General features: G+C 64.8%; 21 protein-coding genes. 14 read left to right on the plus strand and 7 right to left on the minus strand.

What is annotated here, in order from left to right; all coding sequences use genetic code 11:
• The first annotated feature begins 49 nt into the window (after nt 1–49).
• A complete protein-coding gene (locus tag ACIA48_RS17960; protein WP_396734202.1) occupies nt 50–3,250 on the plus strand; it encodes an ATP-binding protein in 3,201 nt (1,066 codons plus the stop codon).
• Here ACIA48_RS17960 and ACIA48_RS17965 read toward each other — a convergent pair.
• The 3 genes from ACIA48_RS17965 to ACIA48_RS17975 are packed head-to-tail and all read right to left on the minus strand — an operon-like array spanning nt 3,220 to nt 7,567.
• Nucleotides 3,220–5,274: an FAD-dependent oxidoreductase gene (locus tag ACIA48_RS17965; protein WP_396734205.1), complete on the minus strand. Its 2,055-nt coding sequence runs from the start codon at nt 5,272–5,274 to the stop codon at nt 3,220–3,222. The two genes, ACIA48_RS17960 and ACIA48_RS17965, sit on opposite strands and share 31 nt — an antisense overlap.
• Nucleotides 5,271–5,993: a hypothetical protein gene (locus ACIA48_RS17970; RefSeq protein WP_396734208.1), complete on the minus strand. Its 723-nt coding sequence runs from the start codon at nt 5,991–5,993 to the stop codon at nt 5,271–5,273. The genes ACIA48_RS17965 and ACIA48_RS17970 overlap by 4 nt, the downstream gene beginning before the upstream one ends.
• A complete protein-coding gene (locus ACIA48_RS17975; protein WP_396734211.1) occupies nt 5,993–7,567 on the minus strand; it encodes a hypothetical protein in 1,575 nt (524 codons plus the stop codon). The genes ACIA48_RS17970 and ACIA48_RS17975 overlap by 1 nt, the downstream gene beginning before the upstream one ends.
• A gap of 78 nt (nt 7,568–7,645) precedes the next feature.
• Between ACIA48_RS17975 and ACIA48_RS17980 the strand changes: the two genes are divergently transcribed.
• From ACIA48_RS17980 to eccB, 3 genes are read left to right on the plus strand one after another with little or no spacing between them, the layout of a single operon-like run.
• The gene (locus tag ACIA48_RS17980; protein ID WP_396734213.1) at nt 7,646–8,320 is read left to right on the plus strand and encodes a hypothetical protein; all 675 of its coding nucleotides are present in this window, start codon (nt 7,646–7,648) and stop codon (nt 8,318–8,320) included.
• Nucleotides 8,321–8,376: 56 nt separating this feature from the next.
• A complete protein-coding gene (locus ACIA48_RS17985) occupies nt 8,377–9,369 on the plus strand; it encodes a polyprenyl synthetase family protein (protein ID WP_396734215.1) in 993 nt (330 codons plus the stop codon).
• A gap of 53 nt (nt 9,370–9,422) precedes the next feature.
• Nucleotides 9,423–10,790 carry a type VII secretion protein EccB gene (eccB, locus tag ACIA48_RS17990; protein WP_396734218.1) on the plus strand — a complete coding sequence of 456 codons (1,368 nt, stop codon included), beginning with the start codon at nt 9,423–9,425 and terminating at the stop codon, nt 10,788–10,790.
• Here the strand turns inward: eccB and mycP are convergent.
• A complete protein-coding gene (gene mycP, locus ACIA48_RS17995) occupies nt 10,755–12,140 on the minus strand; it encodes a type VII secretion-associated serine protease mycosin (RefSeq protein WP_396734221.1) in 1,386 nt (461 codons plus the stop codon). The genes eccB and mycP overlap by 36 nt on opposite strands.
• Nucleotides 12,113–13,414, minus strand: a complete 1,302-nt coding sequence (eccD, locus tag ACIA48_RS18000) for a type VII secretion integral membrane protein EccD (protein WP_396734224.1) — start codon at nt 13,412–13,414, stop codon at nt 12,113–12,115. Before eccD ends, mycP begins: the two co-directional genes overlap by 28 nt.
• A 126-nt stretch (nt 13,415–13,540) precedes the next feature.
• Here eccD and eccCb point away from each other — a divergent pair, with 126 nt between their 5' ends.
• From eccCb to ACIA48_RS18020, 4 genes are all read left to right on the plus strand, one after another.
• Complete coding sequence (gene eccCb, locus ACIA48_RS18005; protein WP_396734226.1) at nt 13,541–17,146, plus strand: type VII secretion protein EccCb; 3,606 nt, start codon at nt 13,541–13,543, stop codon at nt 17,144–17,146.
• A complete protein-coding gene (locus tag ACIA48_RS18010) occupies nt 17,143–18,309 on the plus strand; it encodes a type VII secretion-associated protein (protein WP_396734228.1) in 1,167 nt (388 codons plus the stop codon). The genes eccCb and ACIA48_RS18010 overlap by 4 nt, the downstream gene beginning before the upstream one ends.
• Nucleotides 18,310–18,386: 77 nt before the next feature.
• Nucleotides 18,387–18,710: a WXG100 family type VII secretion target gene (locus ACIA48_RS18015; RefSeq protein ID WP_396734230.1), complete on the plus strand. Its 324-nt coding sequence runs from the start codon at nt 18,387–18,389 to the stop codon at nt 18,708–18,710.
• Between the two features lie 10 nt (nt 18,711–18,720).
• Nucleotides 18,721–19,017 (plus strand): WXG100 family type VII secretion target, encoded by a 297-nt coding sequence (locus ACIA48_RS18020; protein WP_396734232.1) that lies wholly within the window; start codon nt 18,721–18,723, stop codon nt 19,015–19,017.
• Between the two features lie 122 nt (nt 19,018–19,139).
• Here ACIA48_RS18020 and ACIA48_RS18025 read toward each other — a convergent pair whose 3' ends face one another.
• Nucleotides 19,140–19,334 (minus strand): excalibur calcium-binding domain-containing protein, encoded by a 195-nt coding sequence (locus tag ACIA48_RS18025; protein WP_396734235.1) that lies wholly within the window; start codon nt 19,332–19,334, stop codon nt 19,140–19,142.
• 342 nt (nt 19,335–19,676) lie between these two features.
• On the opposite strand from ACIA48_RS18025, the gene rplM reads away from it, so the two are divergent.
• Nucleotides 19,677–20,120 carry a 50S ribosomal protein L13 gene (gene rplM, locus ACIA48_RS18030; protein WP_396734238.1) on the plus strand — a complete coding sequence of 148 codons (444 nt, stop codon included), beginning with the start codon at nt 19,677–19,679 and terminating at the stop codon, nt 20,118–20,120.
• The gene (gene rpsI, locus ACIA48_RS18035) at nt 20,117–20,614 is read left to right on the plus strand and encodes a 30S ribosomal protein S9 (RefSeq protein WP_396734241.1); all 498 of its coding nucleotides are present in this window, start codon (nt 20,117–20,119) and stop codon (nt 20,612–20,614) included. The genes rplM and rpsI overlap by 4 nt, the downstream gene beginning before the upstream one ends.
• 54 nt (nt 20,615–20,668) lie before the next feature.
• On the opposite strand, the gene ACIA48_RS18040 is transcribed toward rpsI, so the two are convergent.
• Nucleotides 20,669–21,418, minus strand: a complete 750-nt coding sequence (locus ACIA48_RS18040) for an AIM24 family protein (RefSeq protein ID WP_396734244.1) — start codon at nt 21,416–21,418, stop codon at nt 20,669–20,671.
• 374 nt (nt 21,419–21,792) lie between these two features.
• Here ACIA48_RS18040 and ACIA48_RS18045 point away from each other — a divergent pair, with 374 nt between their 5' ends.
• The 4 genes from ACIA48_RS18045 to ACIA48_RS18060 all read left to right on the plus strand — a co-directional run bounded on the left by ACIA48_RS18045 (nt 21,793) and on the right by ACIA48_RS18060 (nt 25,330).
• Entirely contained in the window at nt 21,793–22,158 is a 366-nt protein-coding gene (locus ACIA48_RS18045) for a hypothetical protein (protein WP_396734247.1), read from the plus strand.
• A 131-nt stretch (nt 22,159–22,289) separates the two neighbouring features.
• Nucleotides 22,290–23,627: a phosphoglucosamine mutase gene (gene glmM, locus ACIA48_RS18050; protein WP_396734250.1), complete on the plus strand. Its 1,338-nt coding sequence runs from the start codon at nt 22,290–22,292 to the stop codon at nt 23,625–23,627.
• 43 nt (nt 23,628–23,670) lie between these two features.
• Nucleotides 23,671–23,976 carry a type VII secretion target gene (locus ACIA48_RS18055; protein WP_396734253.1) on the plus strand — a complete coding sequence of 102 codons (306 nt, stop codon included), beginning with the start codon at nt 23,671–23,673 and terminating at the stop codon, nt 23,974–23,976.
• 1 nt (nt 23,977) lies between these two features.
• Nucleotides 23,978–25,330 carry a hypothetical protein gene (locus ACIA48_RS18060; protein ID WP_396734256.1) on the plus strand — a complete coding sequence of 451 codons (1,353 nt, stop codon included), beginning with the start codon at nt 23,978–23,980 and terminating at the stop codon, nt 25,328–25,330.
• Nucleotides 25,331–25,339 lie beyond the last annotated feature (9 nt).

A 25,339-nucleotide genomic window follows, 5' to 3' on the forward strand; every position in this document is an offset into this window, starting at 1 on the left:
CAAATGAATAGCCAGCCTGCATAATCCTCTCTAGAAGGGGTGGGCCGTTATGGGCGTGGCCAAGTGCATCGCCTGCGGACAGGACTTGCGGGCTGCAGCGCGCTTCTGCGATGCGTGCGGAGTGCCGGTCGCAGCCGTCGCCAGGGTCGGCGAACGCAAGCAGGTGACCGTGTTGTTCGGGGACGTGGTCGGTTCGATGAAGCTCGCGGCCGCACTGGATCCTGAGCGGCTGCAGGAACTCATGAACGACCTGTTCAACATGTCCGCCACGATCGTCCAGCGCTACCAGGGCACCGTCGACAAATTCACCGGCGACGGTCTGATGGCGCTGTTCGGCGCTCCTGTGGCGCTTGAAGACCATGCCAAGCGTGCTTGTATCGCTGCACTTGAGATCCAGGCGGCGGCGGTGCGGATGGCGGTGGACGTACGCCGACGCGACAACATCGAATTGCAGATGCGGGTCGGACTGAATGCCGGCGAGGTCGTCGCAGGCGAAATCGGCCTTGGGCCAGGGCGTTACACCGCCGTAGGTCACCCCGTCGGTATGGCTCAACGGATGGAGTCGGCCGCACCACCCGGCGGAGTGTTGTGTTCCGAAACGACCGCACGGTTGGTAACCGGGGTGGCAGAACTCGGCCCCGTCGAGCTGGTGGCCGTCAAGGGCGAGACCGAACTCGTGCCTGCCCGTCGACTGCTGTCGGTACCTGTGCAGGAGTTGGTCATTGGGCGCGATGACGGGCCCATGCTGGGTCGCGACGCTGAACTGGGCGAACTCATCGGGCTTTTCGAGTCCGGAAGCAGCTCGCCCATCGGCGTTGTCGGGCAGCCGGGCGTCGGTAAGAGTCGGCTCATCCGCGAGTTCGCTGCCCGCGTGCAGGGTGCCGAAGTCGACGTCGTGGTCGCGCGGTGTGATGCGCACACTGCCCAAGTGCCGCTGCGGGCGATGTCACGGATGCTCCGCGCGATGTTCGGTGTCTCTCGGCTCGACAGCGGTGCCGCTCGCGCCCAGGTCCTCCAGCGGTTACCCGCGTCCTCGACGGTCGATGCCGATACCAGACACATCCTGTTCGACCTGCTGGGAATCGCGGATCCGGGGGCCTCGTCCGTTGAGCTCACCCTCGACGCCAGACATCACCGGCTCGTCGACGCCATGACAAAGGCAACCGAATTACGTTCACGCCGAACAGTCTTCATTCTCGAGGATGTGCACTGGATAGACACGGCCAGCGAAGCGACCGTTGCGGAGTTCGCGGAGACCCTGTCTGCGATCGGATCCGCGCTCGTCACCACCTGCAGGCCCGAATATCGCGGTCCGCTGCGTGGGACCGCTGAGACCATGGTCACGTTGGACGCGTTGACCGAGAAGGCGACGACCGCGATCGCTGTCGGGCTGATCGGCAATGACGAGTCGGTGATCGGGGTCGCCGAACGCATCGCGCGCGCCGCGGCGGGTAACGCTTTCTTCGTCGAGGAGATGGTCCGGGACCTCGTCGACCGCGGCGTGCTGGTGGGTAGCCGTGGCGGCTACCGCAGAGAGGGTGACGTTGACCAGATCGCTGTTCCGCCAACGGTTCACAGCGTGGTCGCCGCCCGCATCGACCGGCTTCCTTCGCAAGCCAAGTCGGTGCTCAACGCAGCGGCGGTCATCGGCTCCAACTTCGACCTCGACGTGATGCAGGCACTGCTGCCCGACGCCAACCGAGCAGACCTGGCCGATTTGGTGTCAGTCGAATTGATTGACCAGATCGAGTTCGTGCCGCGTGACCGCTACTGCTTCCGCCACGCGCTGGTCCGAAAGGTCGCTTACGAGACCCAGCTGACCACCACTCGGGCACGCGCGCACCGCCGCCTGGCCAGTGCGATACAAGATCTCCGCCCGATGGCCGTCGACGAGAACGCCGCATTGATCGGAACGCACCTCGAGGCCGCCGGTGATCTCGCGACAGCGCACGTCTGGCACATGCGCGCCGCGGAGTGGCTCCAGACCCGCGACATGGTGGCAGCTCGCTCGAGTTGGAAGCGGGCACTCGAAGTCGCCGATCGCCTGCCTGCCGAGCATCCAAACATCATTGGCATGCGAGTCGCTCCCCGCAAGATGCTGGCCTGGACCGATTGGTTGGTCGGTGCAGATCCCGACGCGAACACCTATTACGAGGAACTGCGCACACTGGCGTCACAATCGGGCGACGTTCTCTCACTCGCTATGGGTACCGCAGGTCGAGCATTCGCGTTGTGCGAGAACGAACATCGCCCAGCGGAAGCCGCTGCCTTGGCAGACGAAGTTCTGCAAATGATCGACGACGTCCAATGTGACCGCATGCTAAAAGTCGATCTGCTGTACTCGGTGATGTGGGCGAAATTTCTCGTCGCTGACTATCGCGCCATTCTCCGAACCGGTGAACGGATCCGTGAATTGGCCGCGACCGAGGTGAACAGCTCGGTCGCGCGGGCGAACACGGTGTGCGGCGTGGCTCAGCTCGTATGGGGAGACTCTGAGGCTGGTCAGCGCGCGATGGAGCTCGGCATCGAGCAGGCGAGGGGACTCGATCCGGTCACACATGCGACTGTGATGACACTGAAATGTGGGCTGACCGCGCTCGGACTCGAACCACCGGATGACGCCACGCTAGGGGATGCGCGCACGGCATTGAAGCGAGCTGAGGCGTTGGGAGATAACTTCGCTGTCGCGGCGGCACTGTGGGCGTGTGGGACAGTCCTGCTGCGATTCGATCGCCGGTCGGCTCAAACCGCCGTCCAATACCTCGAGCGGGCACGAAGCATCATCGTGAAACACCGGATACTCGCCGTCGCGCTTGCGCCCATCGAGTCCGACCTCGCCGTCGAGTCTGCGCGTGCGGGAGACTGCGACGCGGCGATCGAGACCCTACGCAGACTGATTTACCGCCAGATAGGTCAGTCGGATTCGACGTTCATCACCGTCTCCACAACGGCCTTTGTTCAATTGCTCGTTGATCGTGGGCGATCCGAGGACATCGCCGAGGCGACAACTCTGGTGCAGACGATGGAGCAACAGATGCTTCGCATTCCGGTGGCGGCATTCCATCTTGGTGTGGCGTTCTGCAGGCTTGTCGTTGATTCCGCTAATGGCAATAACCCGGCCTCGATCGCAAAGTACCAGGAAGTTGTCGAGCGTACGGGCGCGCGCGGTGAGTTTCTGCCGCTGCTGCCAGAATTGGCGGCAGGACTGTCGTCCGACGCTCAGGGTACGTACGGGCCCCGAATTCGGTGAAATCGCCCGCGGCCAAGGATCGCGTTGGCCGCCTGCAGACCGGAGAGGACCGCGGCTTCAATGCACCCGGCGTTCAGGCCCGAGTCGGTCCAGTCGCCGGCCAATACGAGGTTGTCGTAATAGCCTTCGTCGGGTCGCAGGCGGTAGCGGTCTGTGCCGGGAATGGACAGCACGTACCGATCGGACGGATCGATGTTCACGCTCAAATGCTGTGTGGCCAGCGCGGCACCGTCGCGGTGGCCATTCGCCCCTGCGAGCAAATGCCAAGCGAATCCCTCGTCGGTGACTGCACCTGGAAGGTGTACTCCGACAAGATGATCGAGAAAATTCAGCGCCTCGGTCTCGGCGATCCGGTGCGAGCGATCAACGTATTCCGCCTCGTCGGCGGTTGGCCACTCCACGTCCAACGCACCACAAAAGTAGGCGACCGTTTGCGGCCGATCGTGCGCAGGCCAATCCTCCGCCCACAGCGTCTGCTGCATCGAGGAGAACGTGTCGATCGGGGGGACGTAACCGCTTGCGGTGATGGCCGGCGTCGCCATGCCCAACTCTCGGTGGTCGGGGCGCAGCCACACCTGTAACCCGATCGAGCCGATGGTGCGCACGTGCGTGGTCATCGCCCGCCACTCGGGGCGGTCGTCAACCAGTTCTTGGGCCACCACCGGCACCATGCCAAGCGACACTGCGAGCACGACGCGATCGAAGTCGACACCCCGGCGAAGCACCCGCTGCTCGGCGTCGTCGCGGGTGCCGAAGTGCGACTCGAGCCCCTCGATTCCATCTTTGGACTGGATCTGTTGCGCCAGTGGCCTGTTCGGGAAGACGGGAAGCTCGTGTACCCGCGTCAAGGGCTCGTAGTGGTCTACGTTGTCGGCGAGCCACACCTGGCGGCCCATGGTGATCGCGTCGATGTAATTGCGATGAGCGTCGAGATGCAGGGCATCGACACGATGGAAGAATTCGAATTTCACCCCGCGCCTGCGCAATACCTCGTAGACGGGCGCTATCACGATGTCACCCATACCCGCGGTCATCTTCCAGAAGATCGCGCCCTTGTAGGTGAACAACAGCATTCCGAAAAGAAGCATCCCGATACCCGCGGCGACCTTGGGCCGTTCCAGGTGACCCTTTTCGTAACCGAACACCATGTTGTACATGGCGCGGAGAACCGGAAATTCAAGGATGTCCGGGTGGGCACCGTGGCGCATCACCCACTCCGCGTAGTCCTCGTCGTTGGCGGCGCGGAATCCCCGCGGATCGGTGATCAGGCCGTCGACCATGATGCCGCGCGCGGTGGCCGTCACGAGCGACAGCAATAGCCAGGACAGCCTGTGGTCGGCTCTCCGCTCGTAATCGAGGGTGTCGCGGATCGCGTCGAGCGCGGGTGTGAGCGGGTGAACCTGGTTGTCGCTCACCGGTTGCGGATCAGCCAACGCGATTAGCGCCGCGATCGCCGCGCGCCGCACCGTGGCGAATGTGCGCTTCCGCGAGGGCGGCTCCGCCGTAGCCGATAACGTCATGCCGTCCTCACCCATGCTCTGCATGGATTTGGAGAAGTCGAGGATCACTTCCAGGGCGCGTTGCACCAAGCCCACCATGGACAACTCGCTAGCTGGAGCGTCTGGTTCGCCAGGCAGCTCGTCGTTGCCGGCGAATCGGCCCAGCCAAAGCCGCCACTGCCCGTCCCAGCGGTCCATCGCGCCGACCTCGTTGATAGGTGTAAACGCCTGGTCCCACGTTTGGATGGGCGCCGACGGGTCGGTGGTCGCGCGGTCCAGTTCCGCGTAGCACTCTCGCATCAAGGTAAACGCGTTCTCGTACGCACCGAGCCAGACATGCAGTCCGTGCTCTTCGATACGGCCGTTGTCGCCGCGGCTCGACGCCCCTTTACCGCCCAGTCGCCACCCGCGCTGGTACACGGTGATCGACTCGAAGCGGTCGCGCCACCCGGGCTCGCTCAACCGCCAGGCAGCACTCAACCCGGCCATACCTCCACCGAGGATGGCGATCCGCTCGCGCCTCACAATTCGATCTGGATCGGCTGCTCGTGGGATCCGACCTTGACCACTCCCTTGTAGACACCGCTCAACAGGCCGGTGGCATCGACCAGCACCCGGAACTGCGTGGCGCCCGGTAGAAGTGTTTTGGGATCGAACTGCAGCTTTTTGTCGTCGATCGTGTCGTCGGCCGCATCCCGCGTCGGCTTCGTCTTCCAGATGGGATCCCGTGGCACAGTGTCGACGGGCACGGTATAGAACTCCGTCGCGCTGGGCTGAGGCTGGAATTGCGCTGGCCCGGCACCCAGTGTCTCAGCGATGTCCATACCTCCCGCGACGGCGATGTCGATCAAGCGGGTAAGAGACTGGAGAAATTGACTCGGTTTGTACTTCCCGTCCGCATCCATGTCTTTCGCGGTGTCCGCAGCGACCACGCCTGCTTGGGTCACCATGCCGCGCAACACACTTGAGATGTACTCGCCCATGACCAGATGCTTTTCGGGCCACTTCTCCTCGAGTGGTATCCGGGCCAGATCGGTGGCGCCCGCGATCCCGGCGTTGACTACCTTGGTGACCGTCGCGACCATGTGCGACAGCTCGTAATTGCCGGCGTCGATTTTTGCCGACTCGTCCTTCATCGCCTTTGCAGACTCGTTCATGACGTTCGTCGCGATATCCGCGGCTTTGGCGAGGAGACGGTGCTTTTCCGACTGTTGGGACGTATCGGGCTTTTCGTCGTCGGGCATTACTGGCCTCCGCCCTTCATATCGGATGGGTCAGGCTCGGTCGTCGCGTTCGTGGCGGCATTGAGCAACCCCGCGGCGTAAGCCGTCCACTTCCCGCCGAAGTCAGCGCCGAATTCTTTGATGTCCGTCGCCGTCATACCGTCGCTCCAGCGCCGATAAAAATCACTGGCGCCGTCTGTTGCCACGCCCATGAATTTGGTGAACTCCGTCTGAAAACCGCTGATCAGCGCACCACGCCACTTCGGCGGCAGGGCCGTCCGCTGCGCTGCCGCTTCGGCGTCCACGACCAACGCGGCGCCGCCGGTTTCGCCTTTCGGCTTCCCGGGGTCCTTCGAGAGGTTCCCGAAGTCGGCGAGGCCTGTGAACGGCGGCTTCGCGCGTTCCGTCAACATGCGGGTAGAGATATCACCCCAGCCCACGAAGCATGCAAGTACGGCCGCGGCAGTTGCGCTCACCCCGCGGATGCGGACTTGTTTGGACGTGCGGATCCGGACGCCCGCATCAGGATTCTTGGGATCAAGCGGCGTGATCAACAGATAGCCGGCGTCGACCTCGACCATCATCCCATCGCCGGTGCGGACCGGGTCGAGGTCGTAATTTATGTAGAACCCGCCGTCGGGTGTCGTCTTCCCCTTCCAGTAACGCAAGGCGGTGCGCAACTCCCACAGGGTCGGATCAGCGCTGACCACTTCGAGGACGCGGGTCCAGCCGCGCGTCGTATCGGGGTTCTGATCTTCCATCTTTCGGAAGAAACTGGGGCACAACGTCGGCCAGTTGTGCGGCTCCATAATTCTCTTGACGTGCCCAACATTCAGACCGGGTTCATCGTGATCAGTGGTCAGCACCGAACAGTACTGTCCATTGATCTTCCGCAGGCCGCCGGTGCAGAGTGGCTTTCCCTGGGCAACGCCCTGATCGATGACGTTGTGGTCGGCGAGAGTCTGCATGCGCAACTGGAATTGGGTCAGGTCCACCGAGTTGGTCAGGTAGTCGCGCACAGCCCGCACCGGGTCATCCACGACAAGGACCGGGTCCATACCAGGGATCGACCTGCCACCCGTCGGCAACTCGTTGATCCGGCGGGGGAGAAGTTTCATCAGTGGGTCGGCGTCGTCGGGAAATTCGAGGCCCAGCGGCGGTGCGCCGCTTTTTGCCACCGCCAGATCGCGCAGCTTGCCGAGAATCGTTGACGCGAGCATCATCCTCGCGACGTCTTTCGGTGTCTGCTCATCGGCTCCCGGCAGTTCGCCATCTGGCGGTGGCGGCGGCGGGGGAGGAGGTGGCTCACTACTCGGCGGAGCGGACGGCGGAATCTCGAGCTCGTCGATGGCTTCGGCGAGCGGTGGGAATATGTTCTCGGCGGTGCGCGGCTCCTCACTGCTCGGGGGAACTCGGGGAGCGAGCTCAGGTCTTGCCAGAAACTCTTTCAGTTCACCGAACCAGCCGCGCTTGCCGTAACCCGTCAAGCCAGGCATGAAACTTTCGACGGTTGCCACGATTTCGACGTCATCGGTGTTGCGCACGATGTCGTCAATCGCACCGAATAGTGCCATTTGAGCGTGGAGTTTTGTCATGCCCCCGCCTCCCCCTTCTTGACGTCTTAGCATATCGAGTGGTAAGCCAGCCACAAGATCAAATCGGGGGAGAGATTGATGGCCGGGGCAATGGATCGGGACGATGCGAGCATCGCGGACCTACCCTGGGCCTCGGTATTCGATCCGGCGAACAACGTGCGGGCATTGGGGGCGATCCAGGAGCGTGGCTTCCGCGCGGCGACCGATGTCGTAAGCCGATTCGTCCAGATGACCGACAGGGGTCTCGGTGCTGTCGGTGCGGCGTCGTCTGACACGAAACCCGACGAAGGTACCGCCGCGACCTATCCGGATCTGGGCCGGATCGTCGCGTCTCTGCAGGGTGTCGTCAGTCAACTGGGCCAGTCGATGCTCAACAGCAACGCTGCCCCCTCCGAGGCGTCGCTCGACCTGGTCAACTCGGCGTCCAGCGGCCAGGCCGTTCTGGAGGCGAGTGAGCCGGGACCGGCCGTCACCGAGATATGGCTGCACAATCGCGGGCCGCAGGACATGGGCAAGGTTCGGCTGCGCTGCAGCGACCTATTGGCGCACGACGGCGCGCTGATCGAAGCATCGGCCGTGCGCTTCGAGCCCGATATTGTTCCGATGCCCGCACGAAGCAGCCGCGGCATTACCGTGGAAATTGATGTAGCCGAACATTATTCGCCGGGACGGTATCGCGGCACGCTGCTGGCTGATGGTCACGACGACGTGTGGCTCCCGGTATCGCTGCACATCGCGCCGCGATCGTCATGACGACTACGGCTGACCGCGCCCAGCTCATCGATTCAGTCGAAGATAGGTTGCGCGAGGTGGGGAGGCTCGTGCGCCGCTCCATGCTCGACTCGATGCCCGACGGGGAGCCGGTGCGGTGGCTGTACGGCCCGATGCGCGAGTATCCGTCGCGTCCGGGTAAGGCACTACGCCCTGCACTGTGCATATCCGCCGGGCGGGCGTTCGGTGCCGACGCCCAAGATCTTCTGGGCGTCGCGGTCGCAATAGAGTTGCTGCACAACGCTTTTCTGGTGCACGACGACGTCGCCGACGGCAGCGAGATGCGTCGCGGCAGGCCGACGCTGGCGTCGGAGTACGGGTTGGCGGCCGCGATCAACGCGGGCGACGGTCTCGCGGTGGTGGCTGGCCAGGTGCTGCGCCGGGCAACGCGTCGGTTTGATCGCGACCTCGGCGACGTGATCTGGGCCGAGTTCGACACGATGGCCATGCGCACCTTGGAGGGACAGGCGACCGAGGTGGGCTGGCTGCTCGACAATGTCCAGCAGCTGAACCCCGAGGACTACCTCGAACTGATCATGCACAAGACGTGCTGGTACACGACGATTCACCCATTACGAGTCGGCGCGATCATCGGATCGGGCGGCACGGCCGAGCTGGCACCGCTGGTGCGGTTCGGGTTTCACTTCGGTGCCGCTTTCCAGATCCGCGACGATCTGCTCAACCTTGTCGGCGACGAAAACATGTACGGCAAAGAGATTCTCGGTGATCTCTACGAGGGAAAGCGCACGCTGCCACTGGTACATCTGCTGGCCAACGCCGAGGGTGCAGACAGCGATCTCGTCAAGGACTACGTAGGTCGGACACGCGAAGATCGGTCCGCAGAGCTGGTGCAACACGTCCGCGATCTCATGGACACCTACGGCAGCATCCGGTTCACCAGTGAGTTCGCCGAGGGCATCCTGTCGGTGGCCGAGGAATACTTCGAGCAGGCGTTTGCCGATGCCCAACCGGGGCCGGACCTCGACTTCCTCCGCGCCTTGGTGCCCTACGTGTGGGCCCGCTGGCGCTGAAATCAATGACATGACCACCCTTCATCGGCCGCTAGGCTTGCCGCGGGGGAGGGATGGCTGGATCACTTTTTCCGGAACACTCGGCAAACAGGCTGCGGGTCAGCGGGTACCGCTTCATGTTGCGGCGGATGGCGCATGCACTGGTGCGCGGCGATGTGCGCATGGTCGACGATCCGCTACGCGCGCAGTCGCTTTCGCTGGCGGCAGGGTGTGTCCTGGCAGCCATCGCGGTCGCAGTGTGCGTGGTCCTCGCGTTCCTGCAGCCGAGAGGCCATGTCGGTGACGCAGCGATCGTCATGGTCCGCGAATCCGCAGCGCTGTATGTGCGCATCGGCGACACCATGCATCCCACCTTCAATCTCGCCTCTGCTCGGCTGATCACCGGTGTGGCCGGTGAACCCGAACTGGTCAGCACCTCGGCTCTGGACCGAGCCAAGCGAGGACCACTTGTGGGCATCCCGGGTGCCCCAAGCACGATCGGGGCCCCTCTCGGCGCGGGTGAATCCACTTGGACGGTGTGCGAGGACAGCGTCGAGAGAACCACCGTGCTCGTGGGCCACTCACCCGTACATCTGGATTCGGGCCGCAACGTGCTCGTCACCCCGCGCGGCGAGAGCGCGGCGACGACTTACCTGGTTTACGACGGACGCCGAGCGCGAGTTGACCTTCGGAACCACGCGGCCATCCGCGCACTGAAGCTCGACGGCGTTGCGCCGCGACCAGTTTCACGTGCGCTCCTTGACACGCTACCGGAGGCGCCGGAGATCACCGCCCCCGTCATCACCGCTGGCGGCGTCTCGCCGTCGGCGCTGCCGGGGTTTCCGGTGGGCGCCGTGGTGCGACTGGCGCGCGTTGAATCCGCGGAGTACTACGTCGCACTCGAAGACGGAGTCCAGCGAGTCGGCGAGGTGGCGGCAGACCTCATCAGATTCACGCATCCGAGCCGACGTGACATCGGCACTGTTGCACCAGATCTCATCGGCACGGTACCGATCGTGGATCGACTTCCGGTCGCCACCTTTCCCGACCGCGGCGATGCCGCCGAAAGCCCGGTGCTGTGTGCGCAATCGGAGGCGGTACTCATCGGTGAGTCCTTGTGGTCCGGGGACGATCACGTCGTACAGCTGGCACAGGGGGACGACGCAGGCCCACGTGTCGACAGCTTCGCGATCCCACCGGGACGAAGCGCCTTCGTCCGCGCCGCGAGTGTGTCCGGCGAGGGTGCTGCCAGCGGAGCACTCTTCCTCGTCAACGAAGCCGGTGTGCTCTTCGGAATCCGTGACACGGAAGCGGCCACACGTCTGGGGTTGACCAACCCCGTGCCCGCGCCGTGGGCGTTGCTTGCTCAGCTGCCGCGCGGGCCCGAACTGAGTGTCGAGGCCGCGTCAGTCGGCAGGGACAGCGTCGGTCCGACGTCGTGACCGAGCCGCCGATGCCGTCATCGCCAGCGCGATCGACGCGACGACACAGATTGCCGCGGCCCGTACGGCAAAGCCGGCGGAGTGATCGGGCGGTTCGGATGAGGGAATCGCCACCGTCTGCGTCGCGCCTGCGTCGCTGTTCGCTGCCGACCCTGGGCCTGCGGTTACCGCCGCGACCGCGTCGACAGTTCCATGGCCGACAACAGGATCCCAGCCTGCCGAAGGACGTTGTGCCGTGTCCTCGATGCGTTGCATGACTTGTCGCGCAGTCAATTCAGGCGATCGTGACCGCAACAGGGCGACGATGCCACTGACGACCGGCGCGGCGTAACTCGTGCCCGAAATCGGTGATTCACCGCCAGTTGTCGCAAGCCGGTCGACCAGCCCCTCGCCGTCAGGGTCGAGCGAGACTACTTCTTCGGCCACCGCGGCGACGTCCACCCATGGCCCCGCGAGGCTGAACGGCGACGGCACCCCGTCGCGTCCTACCGAGCCGACGGTCAGCACATAATCGTCGTACCAGCCGGGAGTCACCACCGTCTTGACGTCGGACCAGTCGGGGCTGCCGGGCCGCAGTGGATCGGTCGTCGAATTCTGTTCGGGGCATTGACCGCCCGAGCCGACGTTGCCCGCGGCAGCCACCACCACTACGTTCCTGACGTCGACGGCGTAAGCCAGCGCGGCACCCAGCGCGCGGTCGTCCAATGCCTCGTCGGAAGACAGGCACGCGACGGTCGACAGGTTGATCACGGTCGCACCCATGTCAGCCGCGGTACGCACAGCCATCGCGAGGGTGTCGACATCACCGAAGCCGATGCCTGCGGGATCATCTACTGCTCTGAACTTGTTGCTGGACTGTCGGATCCCGATGATCGTGGCATCGGGTGCAACGCCGCTGAACGCGCCGTCTGTATCGGGAGAGGCGCCGATGATCCCGGCGACAACCGTGCCATGGCCGTCGCAGTCCGCGGTGCCGTCGCCGGCAGACACATAGTCACCACCGGGAATGAGGTGGGGGAGCAAGCGGTGCCGAGCCACCCCGGTGTCGATCACGGCGACTGTCTGGCCCGCACCACGGGTGAGTGACCAGACATCCTGCACACCAGACACTTTCAACGGATCATCGGCCAATTTCTCAGCGGTGTGATCGGTCAACGCGCCGCATGGGCCCTGTTGTTCGGTGAGCTGCGGAGGCGCGGGCGATCCCGGTTTGGGCAGTGTCGACATGTCGACGACCGGTGGCGTGACCGCAGCGGCAACAGGCGAGTTCCACAGCGGTATGAATGCGAGCGCACTGGCGGCGGCCACCCGTGCGGCCTTCGTCACGCGAGGCTCACTTCGCGCGCCCATCCGTAGACCCCTGCGATCCAGCAGGCCATGGGAAAGACAGCCGCGACGGCGATGTACTCGACCACCTCGGTGATGCGTTGCACGAGTGGATTCACCGTCGGCCTGACGAGGCAGCCCAGTGCGACGGCACCGAGTATCGCGGCAAGCACACTGATCACATGCGCGTGCGTACTTGCGGCGATGGCCGCCGAGGCTAAAGCTGCGAAGGTACAGAGCGTCGCCGCGGCCGCGAGACCCGACCGACGAGCCGCATCGACATGAGTGCGCACCCGCAGCAGGAGCACCAGCGCGACGATCGCGATGAAGGACGTACTGCGTAGCCCGGATTCCGCGCTGCGGACCGCGTCGACCGCGACCGCCGCGGCGCCGAGGGCGGCGGCGAAGGACGATCCCACCACCAGTCCGGTCAGTGTTTGGTGACAACGCCGGACATTGGCTGCCGCAGCCGGTGTGGTGCCACTGAGCGCCATCGACAGCCTTGGCGCCAATCCGAGCGTTGCGAGTGACAGGACGACGAGCGCCGCGCCACCCGTGTCCAATGGCAGCCTCCACGAGGTACCGGCGACCGCGATGGCCGATATCACGGCGCCCACAGTGGCCACGGCCGTCAAACAGGCACTGCTGCAGTCGATCACGCGCAGCAGAAGGATCGCTGCGGCGAACACCGCCGCGGACCCCACCAATAGCCCCGATATGGTTGTGCCACTTCGTACCGTCAGAAACCCGACGGCACCTGCATAAAGCACTGCGATAAGGCTCAACGTCGCGCATATCAGGGCGTCGCCAACAAGACGCCGAGTGGTGACGGCCGCTCCCGCGGCGGCGAGGATCAGGCATGCGCCGACGACGATACGACTTGTCGGGGCGACATCTGCGGCCGGCCACACCAACACCACCGCGCCGAACCCGCTGAGCAGTATGCAGCTGGTTGCCGGAATTGCCCGCGGCACCGGCGCAGCTTCCGCCGTCATGGCGTGACATGGATCGCAGTAAGCCCGTTCCGCGGCCAGGGGCTCTGCCGTCGCGAGTATCAACACATCACCGTCGCGAACATCGTTGTCGTTCAGTGTCGCTGACTCATTTAGCGGTGGCTCGCCCAGTCTCGACAACAGCCAATCGAGACCGGGCATCGGCGAGCTGTCGCGATGAACAAGATCGACGATCTGCGGCAACAGCTCACCGACGTCCACATCCGCCGGCAGTTCCAAATCGATTGCGCGATGCGTGTCGGCGGTGCAGGACGCGACAGTGAGCCGGCATAGTGAATCTGGCATCGGTTTCCCCCTTGACGCAGCCGCGCCAACCGTAACCGCTTTCGCGGGAACGTAATCGCAGCAAGTTCCCACGTTGGGGATGGATCCGGATGGAACCACGTCGACGGCGCTGACGTCCATTCTTCGATGGACTTCGTACGTGACCCACGAGTGCCGGTGCCACCGATGGCAGACGTCCCCGTCGTTGTCGAAGCGCCGCCGCAGATCCCGGCGCCGACGCCGATGAACCCGCTCGCCCGCCTGCTGCCGGTAGCCATGCTGGTCGCCGCCGTCGGGATGATGGCCGTCTACTTGACGTCGGGTGCTCAGTCGATGCGAAACCCGATGTACATGTTCTTTCCAGTGATGATGCTGACGTCGGTGCTCGGAACGCTGGCCTACGGCGCCAGGGGCACCAACACCACCGCTGAGATCAACAGGGATCGGCAGAAGTACCTCAACTACATCGACACCATCGACCGGGTGACCGCAGGCACTGCCGATGCCCAACGTGCGTCGTCGAGGTGGTGCCACCCTGAACCTGGAGCGCTGTGGACTCTGGCTGGCAGCAGACGGATGTGGGAACGAAGACCTGAACACGCCGACTACTGCGTCGTCCGGGTGGGGGTCGGTGAGCAAGCACTGTCCACCGTATTGTCCGAACCGGACCTGAGCGCCGCTGACGAACTGGATCCCGTGACTGTCACCGCGATGCGAAGAGTGGTGCGCAACCGGTCGATCGTCGCGGATACACCGGTCACGCTCGCGCTGCGGCGATTTTCGGTAATCACCGTCGACGGTGACAGGGAGGTCGCGCGGGCGTTCCTTCGATCGCTCGTCTGTCAGCTAGCTGTTCTGCATGGCCCCGACCACATCACGATCGGCGCCAACGGAAGTGAGGAGTGGGACTGGCTGAAATGGCTCCCACACCATCAGCACTCGGCTAGTGACGTGACCATCCGTGATCGAACGGAGGGTCTTGAATTGCAGATCGAAACACCGCAGAACAATGTTGCGAACGCGGAGCGGCTGCGGTTGCGCGTCACGGCCGAAACCGTCACGGTCTGCGGACAGGGCGAGGAGGTGATTGCGAGGCCTGACCTGTTGGCCGAGGCTCAAGCGTCGGCCTGCGCGCGTCGGCTGGCGCCGTACCGACTCGCCGGTGCGGCGGATGCGCCAACGGGCCTCGACTGGGTGGATCTCATGGGGATCTGCGGCATCGATCCCGGGAAGCATTGGAAGGTTTCCGGCGACGGGCCCATCAGGCCGGTGCCAATCGGCGTCGCTGATGACGGCGCTCGCGTGTATCTCGATATCAACGAGGCTGCGCGAAACGGCATGGGGCCACACGGATTGTGTGTAGGCGCGACGGGGTCTGGTAAGTCCGAACTACTGCGCACCTTGGCGCTCGGGATGATCGCGTCTCACCCACCGGATGGCCTCAATCTCATCCTGATCGACTTCAAGGGCGGCGCCACGTTTCTCGGGCTGGAGCGGGCCAGGCATGTCGGTGCCGTCATCACCAATCTGGCCGGCGAAGCACACCTCGTCAGCAGGATGAACGATGCGCTCTCAGGCGAGATGAACAGGCGTCAGGAGATACTCCGGGCAGCAGGACCATTCGCCAATCTCGCTGAGTACCAGCGGGCACGGTCCGAGGGTGCGTCGCTGCCGCCCCTGCCCGCCCTGTTCATCCTGGTGGACGAGTTCTCCGAACTGCTCAGCCAGCACCCCGATTTTGCCGAGTTGTTCGTGGCGATCGGACGATTGGGCCGATCGCTGGGCATGCACCTGCTGCTCGCCAGCCAACGTCTGGACGAAGGCAGGCTGCGCGGCTTGGAAACGCACCTTTCGTACCGGATCTGCCTGAAGACGTTCTCCGCCGGCGAATCTCGAGCGGTGCTCGGCGTTCCCGATGCGTATCACCTGCCGAGCGCGCCCGGCGCTGCCTATCTCAAGTCCACGTCGGATGAGCTCGTCCGGTTCCAGACCGCCTACGTATCGGGCCAGGACCGCGAGCGGCGCATAGTGCCCACGCAGACGGCACCGGCCTGCGTTCGCATGTTCACGGCCGCGACCGTCGAAGCCTCGTTGGCGGAGAACGAGCCGCCGCAGCCGATCCGAACGGTGTTGGACGCGACGCTGGATCGGTTGGCCGGCCGCGGCGCGCCCGCCCATCAGGTGTGGTTGCCGCCGCTGACTGAATCGCCGACTCTCGGTGCGTTGATGTCAGGGCCTGGCCATCGAAGACTGACGGTGCCGATCGGGCTCGTGGACAACCCGTATGAGCAGCGGCGTGATCCGCTCGTCGTTGAATTGGACGGCCCAGCAGGAAATGTCGGGATCGTCGGTGCACCGCGGTCCGGGAAGTCGACGGCATTGCGCACGCTGCTGCTGGGCCTTGCGGAACACCACGATCCGACGGATGTGGGGTTCTACTGCCTCGACTTCGGCGGCGGAGCGCTGTCGTCACTGAGAGATCTGCCCCACGTGGGGTCGATGGCCGACCGTTCGGAGGGCGACCTGTGTCGACGCACCGTCGCGGTGGTGGCATCGGTGATGCGGACGAGGGAGATGGCAGCCTATCGTCGCAACGGAATCGAGGATCCGTTCGGCGAGATGTTTCTGGTCATCGACGGCTGGGCGACGCTGCGCCAGGAATTCGACCTCCTCGAAGGACCGATCACAGCGATTGCCGCTCAGGGCCTTTCGTTCGGCATCCACGTGGTCATCACCGCGTCTCGCTGGGCCGAACTTCGCCCCGCGTTGAAAGATCAGATCGCGACTCGTATCGAGCTCCGGCTCGGTGATCCTGCCGAATCCGAGATGGACCGCAGGCGCGCGCGTGACCTCTCCGGACGGCCGCCCGGTCGCGGGATCGCTCCGAACCGACGAGAATTCGCCATCGCGCTGCCGCGGTGGGATGGCATAGCCACCGCGGACCGGCTCGCCGAGGCGATCACCGTCGACACCCAACGCTTGCGCGAGCGGTGGACGCCCAGCGCTGCGCCCGCCATCCAGCTCCTACCCACCCAGATACAACGTGCCGATCTCGCGGCTGACGGGCTTCTGCTCGGTATCGGCGAGCGCGAATTAACCTCTGTTCAAATCGATTTCGCAGAACAGTCGCATCTGCTTGTGCTTGGTGAAGCCGGGTGCGGGAAGACCGCGACGTTGCGTCTGCTGTGCCACGAGCTGGTCCGCGGCAACAGCGTCGATGACGTTCAACTGGAGATCATCGACTTTCGCAGGACTCTGCTTGGCGTCGTCGAATCGGATCATCTCGGTGGTTACGTGATGTCGACGTCGTCGCTGACGTCGCGATTGCCGAGGATCATCAAGAGGCTCGAAGCGCGCATGCCGGGCGAGGACGTCACCCAGCAGCAGTTGCGAGCGCGGTCCTGGTGGTCGGGCCCGGATATCTACCTGATCATCGATGACTACGACCTGGTGGCGGGAGCGACTGGAAACCCGTTGACTCCACTCGCCGACTTCTTGCCACATGCCAAAGATCTCGGTCTGCATGTCGTCATCGCCCGGCGCTCCGGCGGCGCTGCGCGTGCGATGTTCGATCCGGTGCTGGCTCGGATGCGCGAGCTCGGCTGCCTGGGCCTGATGATGAGCGCCAGTCCCGAGGAGGGCGTGCTTCTCGGAACCGTTCGACCCTCGGCGCTCCCTCCCGGCCGAGGAACGCTGATCAGTCGGAGTGACGCGGATCAGCTCGTGCAGGTGGCCTGGACGGATCCGCCGTGAACCAAGTCGTCGAGGTTGGACCGGGGACGATACGGGGAGCCAACGATGTTCGCCAGGAATGGATTTCGGCCGCACTCGATTGCGTTGACGACGACTTCGCCTTGCTCGACGATCGTCCGGTCTCCGTACAGGACGTGTGGGACGACGTGATGAGCACGGTCATCGGGGCAGGCGTCGACACCGTGGTCCTCGTCTGTCCGGCGTGGTGGTCCTCGGCACGGACCGACCGGGTGCGACGGGCCGCGCGCCGCGTCGCCCAAGACGTTGTCGTGCTAGAACGAATAACGGCGCTGCGGGAGGGGATTTCGGCCGAGACGGCGATCGTCGAGATCACCTCTGATGTCGTCGTCGTGACGGTCGTGGACAAGATCGTTGCTGTCGTGACGCGGCAGGAACCCGTCGCGGATGTCGACGCACTAGTCGCGGCTGTCGCCGGTCCCCCTGGGGTCTTGGTGGACGCACCGGTGGCAGTGCCGGGCGCTGACCGCCTCGCCGCGATGATCGCCACTCGCATGCGTGTGATCGGTGTGCGGGTCAAGATTGCCGACGACGGCTGTGTGTTGCGCGCGGCCGCGGCATATCCATCGCGGGACTCAGGTCTCGTCGGCGAGGTCCGCCATCGCAAAGCGCTGGCCATATTGTTCGGCGCGCTGTCGGCGGCGGTCCTGTGCGGAGGTTACGTCGTCATCCATGACCAAGGTTCGGACCTGCGCGTCGACGACATGGCGTCGACATTGCTCGTCGAGGGCAGGGTCGGTGTGATGGTGCCGGCGGCATGGACCGCGCAGCGCATCACGGCGGGTCCGGGATCGGCTCGGGTGCAGTTGGTTTCACCGACAGACGGAGATGTCGCCCTGCAGATTACGCAGTCCGTCGCTCCCCAGCAGTCCAGTCTGGTTGATACGGCACATGCTCTGCACGCAGCTTTGGCCGACGCGACCGATGGCGCTTTCGTCGACTTCAACCCGTCTGATCGTCGCGCCGACAGGGATGCGGTGACGTATCGGGAGGTTCGACCGCAGCGCCACGTCGCATGGAGCGTGCTGGTCGACGGTGCCGTGCGCATCGCGATCGGCTGCCAGAGTGCGCCGGGCCGCGAACACCTCGTCCGGCAGGCCTGCGATCGTGCGATTCGCTCCGCGCATGCGGTGTCTGAAAAGTAGGCGCGAATTCGATGGAACCGAACTGGCGCCGATCGCGTCGAACTTGATAACAACACGCACCGAACGGGAGGACATCGATGACGACACCGGCAGGTGGCGCACTCAACACCGACTTCGACCTGATGACTGCCATCGCCGGGAAGACGGATGCGCGAAATGAGGAAATCCGGGCGATGCTTCAGTCGTTCATCGGACGCATGGGCGGCGTGCCGCCATCGGTCTGGGGTGGCGTGGCCGCGTCGCGCTTTCGCGACGTGGTGGATCGGTGGAACACCGAGTCGCTCAAGCTCCATGCCGCGCTGCAGCGGATCGCCGAGACGATCCGCCTGAATCAACAGACCCTTCGCGAAGCTTCCGATAGCCATTCGCATCAGATCGGCGTCGTCGCCACCAACCTCTGAGGAGTCCGACATGGAGAACGCGCTCTCGTACGACTTCGGTGAAATCGAGTACACCGTCCGGCAGGAGATCCACTCCACTTCGGCGCGGCTGAACGCTGCGCTGGAGGAGTTGCGGGCCCAGATCGCACCCCTGCAGGAAATCTGGACGAGGCAGGCCGCCGAGGCGTATCGCGTTGAGCAGGCGCGCTGGGAGCAGGCGGCGAGTGCGCTGAACGACATCCTGGTCAGGTTGGGCAACGCGGTTCGTGACGGTTCGGACGAGGTCGCGGCGACGGACCGGATGGCGGCCAACGCCTGGGGCGGGTAGCCCACAGAGCCTGCGCGGTCCCACTCGGAGGGGAGCCTGGGGGGATTCGCCAGTGAAAGGTTTGGGCCACCGTAACCGTTTGGAGAGGCGGCTGCGGTGGCCCAAACTGATTTGAGCTGCGGTTACTCGCAGCCGACGCCGTCGCGGTCTCTATCTAGGTGGGGTCCGTATCCCGGGTCTCCCTCGTGTACAGGCGCAGCGCCTGCGTCGCGGGCGGCGTCGCAGTTCTTGTAGTACGTGTCGGCGTTCGCGACCGAGGCGGCGCCGACAGCAGCGGCCGCGGCAACCAATGCTGCGGCGATGAAAGTGCGAAACATGTTTTCTCCGTTGTGATCTTGATGCGGGGAGCGGCCCTCGGCAAACGCCGTGCGACCGACGCCGATGAAGCTACGGAGGCATTGCCGGCGAAGAAATCGGGTGTTTCCCTAATTCTTTGACGGTCGTGTCATCGAGGGTCGTGAGCGTGCCGATGCGTCGCCGCAGGTCAACCGCTGTCGAAGGCGTTTTGACCTGCGCGGACGTCCGCGGGTAAGCTGCTCCGTTGGCATGCGGTACGCCGGGGCCTCGGGTCTACGTCGGTCGCCGAGTATTCCCCATCGCATGCCTGACCGGCCCCCGGATCACTCCGGGAATCAACCCGAAGAGGAAGAGGTAGCGCTGTGCCTACGTACACGCCGAAGGCGGGTGACACCACGCGTTCGTGGTACGTCATCGACGCCACCGACGTGGTGCTCGGCCGGCTCGCCGTCGCAGCAGCGAATCTGCTGCGTGGCAAGCACAAGCCGACGTACACGCCGAATGTCGACGGTGGCGATTTCGTCATCGTCATCAATGCAGACAAGGTCGCCATCAGCGGCGACAAACTCACGAAGAAGTTCGCCTACCGCCACTCGGGTTTTCCCGGCGGTCTGCGGGCGCGTGCGCTCGGTGACGAGATGGAGAAGCACGCTGACCGGGTCGTCGAAAAGGCGATCCTCGGCATGATCCCGCACACCAAGCTCGGCCATCAGATCCAGAAGAAGCTGCGCGTCTACGTGGGTCCGGATCATCCGCACACCGCTCAGCAGCCCATTCCGTATGAGATCAAGCAGGTGGCCCAGTGACCGAAACGACTGACACGACCGAAGAAGTGACCGAGGTTCCCGTCGAGGAGACCGCAACCGAGGTCGCAGCTGAAGAAGCTGCTCCTGCGCGCGAGCCGGTCATCATCGACCGTCCGATCCAGACCGTCGGCCGCCGCAAGGAGGCTGTGGTCCGGGTGCGTCTGGTGCCTGGCACCGGCCAGTTCCATCTCGACGGCCGCACCCTGGAGGCGTACTTCCCGAACAAGGTGCACCAGCAGCTCATCAAGGCGCCGCTGGTGACCGTCGACCGGGTGGAGTCCTTCGACATCTACGCACACCTCGATGGTGGCGGCCCGTCCGGGCAGGCTGGCGCATTGCGCCTGGCCATCGCCCGCGCGCTGATCCTCGTGCAGCCGGAGGACCGGCCCGCACTGAAGAAGGCCGGCTTCCTGACCCGCGACCCGCGAGCCATCGAGCGCAAGAAGTACGGCCTCAAGAAGGCCCGTAAGGCGCCTCAGTACAGCAAGCGCTGATCGAGACCCCTCGAAGCCGCCGGGCACGCGAATCGCGTGTCCGGCGGTCTCGTTTTAGCGGCCGAGGAAGTTGCCGATGATGTTGCCGGCGGCGCTGCCCGCCTGCTGTCCACCGCCGGTCCCGCCGACGAACCCGCCCGGAGCCTCCTCCGACGGCTGCACGACGACGAAGCCCTGCCCGGAGAACGACATCGTGAAGCCCTCACCGGTGGTGCGGCCCATGAATGTGCCGAGGCCGAACTGTTCGGCACTGTGGAATCCGGTCTGCAGCGATGTCGACCAGCACACAGCGGCCTGCGGATCGGCGTAGGTCGGCTGGTCGACGCTCAATACGACCGGGGTGCCCTTCGTGGTGACCGCGATGCGGCCCTGCCCGGAGAACACGCAGTTGAACAGGCCGGCGTTGGATAGCATCCCCGCACCCTGCACTCGCCGAATGTCGTAGGACAGCGACGGCTCGAACGCGAGGACGTTCTTGCCGTTGATCGTCAGCCCGTCGTGTGGCCCCTCGAGATCGAGGAGGTGGATGTCGGAGGCCAAGTCGGCGAGGAAGAGGTCACCGGCGCCGGTGCACTTCATCAGCGGCACGCCCTCGCCTGTCAACTGCTGTTTGACGAACTTCCCGATGCCGCCGGCGCCCTGGCCCTGAAACTGGATATTGCCTTGGTAGGCGACCATGGCGCCCTGGCGCACCATCATTTCGCCGTTGAGACCGATCTTGAGCATCTTGCTGTTCTGCAACTTCATGCCCGGTTGTTGCATCTGGGCTTCGGCGTTCTGCGGGGAGAAGAGGTCGCTGCGCATCGAATGTCCTTTCGTCGTTGGCGGCGACGATATCGATCGGCCCACGGCAGCGAAGTGGAGTTGGATCCAAAACAATTTTTCCCGGCGTCAGTAACGATGTTTGGGTCGTCGTCCGACAGACAATTAGAGCTCCCATCAGGATTTTGAAGGTAACGTTAATATAGAGCGTAGTTAATTAGCTGATACCTAATAAAAGATCTTGGAACAGCTAGTTTTCTCAAATCCTGTTTAGCTGTGCGTTGATGTTGGTAGCCCACTTCCCGGGAAGCAGAGGCGCAACCCTTTTCGCGCTGGGCAGGCAGTTCCTGCGGAGGTGGTCACCGAGACCACGGGGTCGGGGCGGATCGCTGCTTCCTGACTGAAAGGAATATCTGATGCACACCATGATTAAGAGGGCGTCAGCCGGCGCCGTGATGGGCGGATCGCTGTTGTTCACCGCCGGCCTGGGTGTGGCGAGCGCTCAGCCGCTGAACCTGCAGGACGGCCTGGTCAATGTCGCGGTCGGCGATGTGACCATTCTCGAGGATGTGAACGTCGGCGTCGCGGCGAACGTCGCGGCGGCGATCTGTGGTCTCGAGGTCGGACCGGTCAACGTTCTCGGCGAGTCGGTCGACACCGATGGCGGCACGGAAACCGTCTGCACCGTTACTGGTGGACCCATCAACCTCACACAGAACGCCGGCACACCGGGCCAGTCGGGCGGTGCGGGTAACTCCGAGAACTCGAATGCTGGAAGGTAATTCGGATTCTTCGGGTCAAACCCGTTCCGACGGCTAGTTGACCTCCCAGCTCACCGCCCGTATCCCATGGATGCGGGCGGTGAGTCGTGTTGGTTGGATCTTCGGGCTCCACTTATGAGAAGTTTGTCCGCATGGGTCGACTGTTCGGCACCGACGGGGTGCGCGGCGTGGCCAACCAGGATCTGACCGCTGAGCTGGCGGTGGCGCTTGGTTCGGCGGCGGCTCGACGGCTTGGCAGCGTCGGCGGACACGCGCGCCGCGTCGCCGTCATCGGCCGCGATCCGCGAGCCAGCGGGGAGATGCTCGAAGCGGCGGTGATCGCCGGAATCACCAGCGAGGGCGTCGACGCACTGCGGGTCGGGGTACTGCCGACCCCCGCCGTGGCCTACCTCGCGGGTGCTTATGACGCCGACTTCGGCGTGATGATCAGCGCGTCGCACAACCCCATGCCGGATAACGGCATCAAGCTCTTCGGACCCGGCGGCCACAAGCTCGACGATGCGGCCGAGGACCGCATCGCGGAGCTGGTCCACCAAGGGCCCGGCCAGCGTCCCACCGGTGAAGGCATCGGCCGCGTAGTTGACGCCGAGGATGCGCTGGATCGCTACCTGCGGCACGTTGGCAAGGCCGTCACGACCCGCCTTGACGGGCTCACAGTCGTCGTCGATTGCGCACACGGTGCCGCATCGGCGGCCGCGCCACGCGCCTATCGCGCGGCAGGCGCCAACGTCATCGCCATCAACGCCGAACCCAACGGGTTGAACATCAACGATGGCTGCGGCTCCACTCACATGGAAACGTTGCGGGCCGCGGTCGTGGCTCGCGGAGCCGATCTCGGCCTCGCACACGACGGAGATGCCGACCGGTGTCTGGCCGTGGACGCGAACGGTCAGACCGTCGACGGCGACGCGATCATGGTGATCTTGGCGCTGGCGATGCAGGAGGCGGGCGAGCTCGCGTCCAACACGCTGGTCACCACCGTCATGAGCAATCTCGGTTTGCACCTCGCGATGCGGGCGGCGTCCATCGAGGTTCGCACGACCGGTGTCGGCGATCGGTATGTCCTCGAGGAACTACGCGCCGGGGAGTACACGCTCGGCGGTGAGCAATCCGGCCACATCGTCATGCCGGCGTTCGGCACGACGGGGGACGGCATCCTCACCGGACTGCGCCTGATGTCGCGAATGGCGCAGACCCGCTCGTCTTTGGCCACGCTTGCCGAACCGATGCAAACGCTGCCGCAGGTGCTGATCAACGTCGCGGTGGCGGACAAAACCACGGTTGCGGAGGCGCCTTCGGTGCGCACCGCGGTCGCCGAGGCCGAACGTGCGCTTGGTGATTCGGGCCGAATTCTGTTGCGTCCCTCCGGTACCGAGCAGGTGGTCCGCGTGATGGTGGAGGCTGCTGACGAGGACACCGCGCGTCAACTTGCCGTTCGGGTGGCGGAATCGGTCAGCGAACAGCGCTGAATCGACGGGAACCGGCTAGTCCCCACCTGCGTCCTAGCTCTACATGGGGGAACTTGACGTCGCGAGCGTCGACGTCGGCGCGCTGCTCAGAATCGCCGGCGGGTATCAGTCTGTAGCCGACGCTGTCGACGTGATTGTGCGAAATCGGCTCGCGGGGCTGCAGTTCGGCGCTGCGGCCGCGGGCCGGATGCATGTCGCGCGCGGTGAGGCGGTGCGTATCGCGGTCGACGGTGTCGCCGACCAACTGCGGGAGTGGTCGAGGGCTTCGTCGGAGATCGCGGCGACACTGCGTACCACCGCGCATCGCTACGACGACGCCGACGTCCGCGCCGGCCGCATGGTGGGCTGAGATGTTCGACGCTGCTTCACGATTGGCCGAGGGACGGCCCGCTGTCGATGCCATACAAGATTACGTGTGGGCCTGCCATCTGCTCGGGTATGAGGACCCGGATTTGACGCTCAACGCCTCGCAGGTGCGCGACTGGTACGGCAGCGAGGACGGAATCGATTTGCAAGCGCTTGATGCCGATTGCGAGGCATTGCGGGCAGCCGCCTCGGCGGCCGAGGGAGCGCTCGCCCGACAGGACGCTCAGCTCGCATCAATGGCGGTGGCGTGGGGCGGTCAGGGCGCGCAGGCGTCCAGCGACTTCCTGCGTCGTCATGCCGAGGCGTCGGCGGGTGTGGTGGCGGCCGTGCGTACGGCGGCCGAATCGCTGTCGTCGCTGCGGGATCGGTTGTGGCACAGTGTTGACGGGAAGGTCGCTGCGACGATGGCGGTCGAGGGCCGCGGCACGAATCCGGAGTGGCGGGCTGCGGCGCAGACGGTGAGTACCGGTGCTGGTGATCGCGCGAGTGCCAGTGAACTTGTCGATCAAGAAGTTAAGCCGTTCGTCGAGAACGATATTCGGTCCGAGTGGCTGACGGCGATGCGGTCGGCGATGGCTGCCGTGACGGAGGCCTACGACGCCACGGCTGCTGAACTCGCGTCCGAGGTGCACGTCGTCTTCGATGTCCCCGGTGAGCTCGGCCCGTCGTGGTCACCATCCCCGGGTGAGGACATCGCGACGGTGCCTGCGGGCACGGGTTCGGTAGCGGCTGCGCCAGTTGGTGCCGCTGTGCCGGCGGGTGCACCGGTGGCGTGGTCGGCACCACCCTCGTCGGCCCCGCCCGCACCGATACCGGCTGCGATTCCACCGTCAGCAGAGGCGCTGGCGCCCGCGGCACCGCCGGTCAACCCTGCCGCGATGGCGCCGCCGTCGATGGGCTCGATGGGCGGTGGAGGGATGCCCGATATTGGGAGCGGATTGTCTGGATTCGGAGGCCAACTCGGCGACTTGCTCGGCGGATTGATGGGCACGTCGCAGGACGCGCTGTCTGATCTACCTGAGCCCGACGAGGTGGAGCCCGACGAGTTGGAGGAGCCCGACGATGAAGACACGGCCGATGAGGACGACGAGGAAGACCAAGAGGAAATCGAGGCCGAGGACGCTGAACTCGACGAAGCCGACGAGGCGACTACCGCGACCGACTCCGCCGAGGAACCTGTCGAGGAACCGCCTGCCGAACCGCTTGCCGCCGAAGCGACGCCCGTGCCGCCACCCACGCCGGCTCCGCCGCGGATAGAACCCCTTGCCGCCCCGGCGCCGGAGGCGGGTACGCCGTGTGAGATCGCCGCCGATGAACTGCCTCAGGTAGGCGAATGACGAGGTAGC

The sequence above is a fragment of the Mycobacterium sp. NPDC051804 genome (genome assembly GCF_044452905.1).
In the GTDB taxonomy this organism is placed as follows: Bacteria; Actinomycetota; Actinomycetes; order Mycobacteriales; family Mycobacteriaceae; genus Mycobacterium.

What these genes read in the sequence shown, in the direction of transcription:
- glmM (WP_396734250.1), top strand. Translation starts at nt 22,290, where the DNA reads ATGGGTCGACTGTTCGGCACCGACGGGGTGCGCGGCGTGGCCAACCAG.
- eccCb (WP_396734226.1), top strand. Translation starts at nt 13,541, where the DNA reads ATGGACTTCGTACGTGACCCACGAGTGCCGGTGCCACCGATGGCAGAC.
- mycP (WP_396734221.1), bottom strand. Translation starts at nt 12,140, where the DNA reads ATGGGCGCGCGAAGTGAGCCTCGCGTGACGAAGGCCGCACGGGTGGCC.
- ACIA48_RS18040 (WP_396734244.1), bottom strand. Translation starts at nt 21,418, where the DNA reads ATGCGCAGCGACCTCTTCTCCCCGCAGAACGCCGAAGCCCAGATGCAA.
- ACIA48_RS18045 (WP_396734247.1), top strand. Translation starts at nt 21,793, where the DNA reads ATGCACACCATGATTAAGAGGGCGTCAGCCGGCGCCGTGATGGGCGGA.
- ACIA48_RS18060 (WP_396734256.1), top strand. Translation starts at nt 23,978, where the DNA reads ATGTTCGACGCTGCTTCACGATTGGCCGAGGGACGGCCCGCTGTCGAT.
- ACIA48_RS17970 (WP_396734208.1), bottom strand. Translation starts at nt 5,993, where the DNA reads ATGCCCGACGACGAAAAGCCCGATACGTCCCAACAGTCGGAAAAGCAC.
- eccD (WP_396734224.1), bottom strand. Translation starts at nt 13,414, where the DNA reads ATGCCAGATTCACTATGCCGGCTCACTGTCGCGTCCTGCACCGCCGAC.
- ACIA48_RS17960 (WP_396734202.1), top strand. Translation starts at nt 50, where the DNA reads ATGGGCGTGGCCAAGTGCATCGCCTGCGGACAGGACTTGCGGGCTGCA.
- ACIA48_RS18015 (WP_396734230.1), top strand. Translation starts at nt 18,387, where the DNA reads ATGACGACACCGGCAGGTGGCGCACTCAACACCGACTTCGACCTGATG.
- ACIA48_RS17975 (WP_396734211.1), bottom strand. Translation starts at nt 7,567, where the DNA reads ATGACAAAACTCCACGCTCAAATGGCACTATTCGGTGCGATTGACGAC.
- ACIA48_RS18025 (WP_396734235.1), bottom strand. Translation starts at nt 19,334, where the DNA reads ATGTTTCGCACTTTCATCGCCGCAGCATTGGTTGCCGCGGCCGCTGCT.
- ACIA48_RS17980 (WP_396734213.1), top strand. Translation starts at nt 7,646, where the DNA reads ATGGCCGGGGCAATGGATCGGGACGATGCGAGCATCGCGGACCTACCC.
- ACIA48_RS18020 (WP_396734232.1), top strand. Translation starts at nt 18,721, where the DNA reads ATGGAGAACGCGCTCTCGTACGACTTCGGTGAAATCGAGTACACCGTC.
- eccB (WP_396734218.1), top strand. Translation starts at nt 9,423, where the DNA reads ATGGCTGGATCACTTTTTCCGGAACACTCGGCAAACAGGCTGCGGGTC.
- ACIA48_RS18055 (WP_396734253.1), top strand. Translation starts at nt 23,671, where the DNA reads ATGGGGGAACTTGACGTCGCGAGCGTCGACGTCGGCGCGCTGCTCAGA.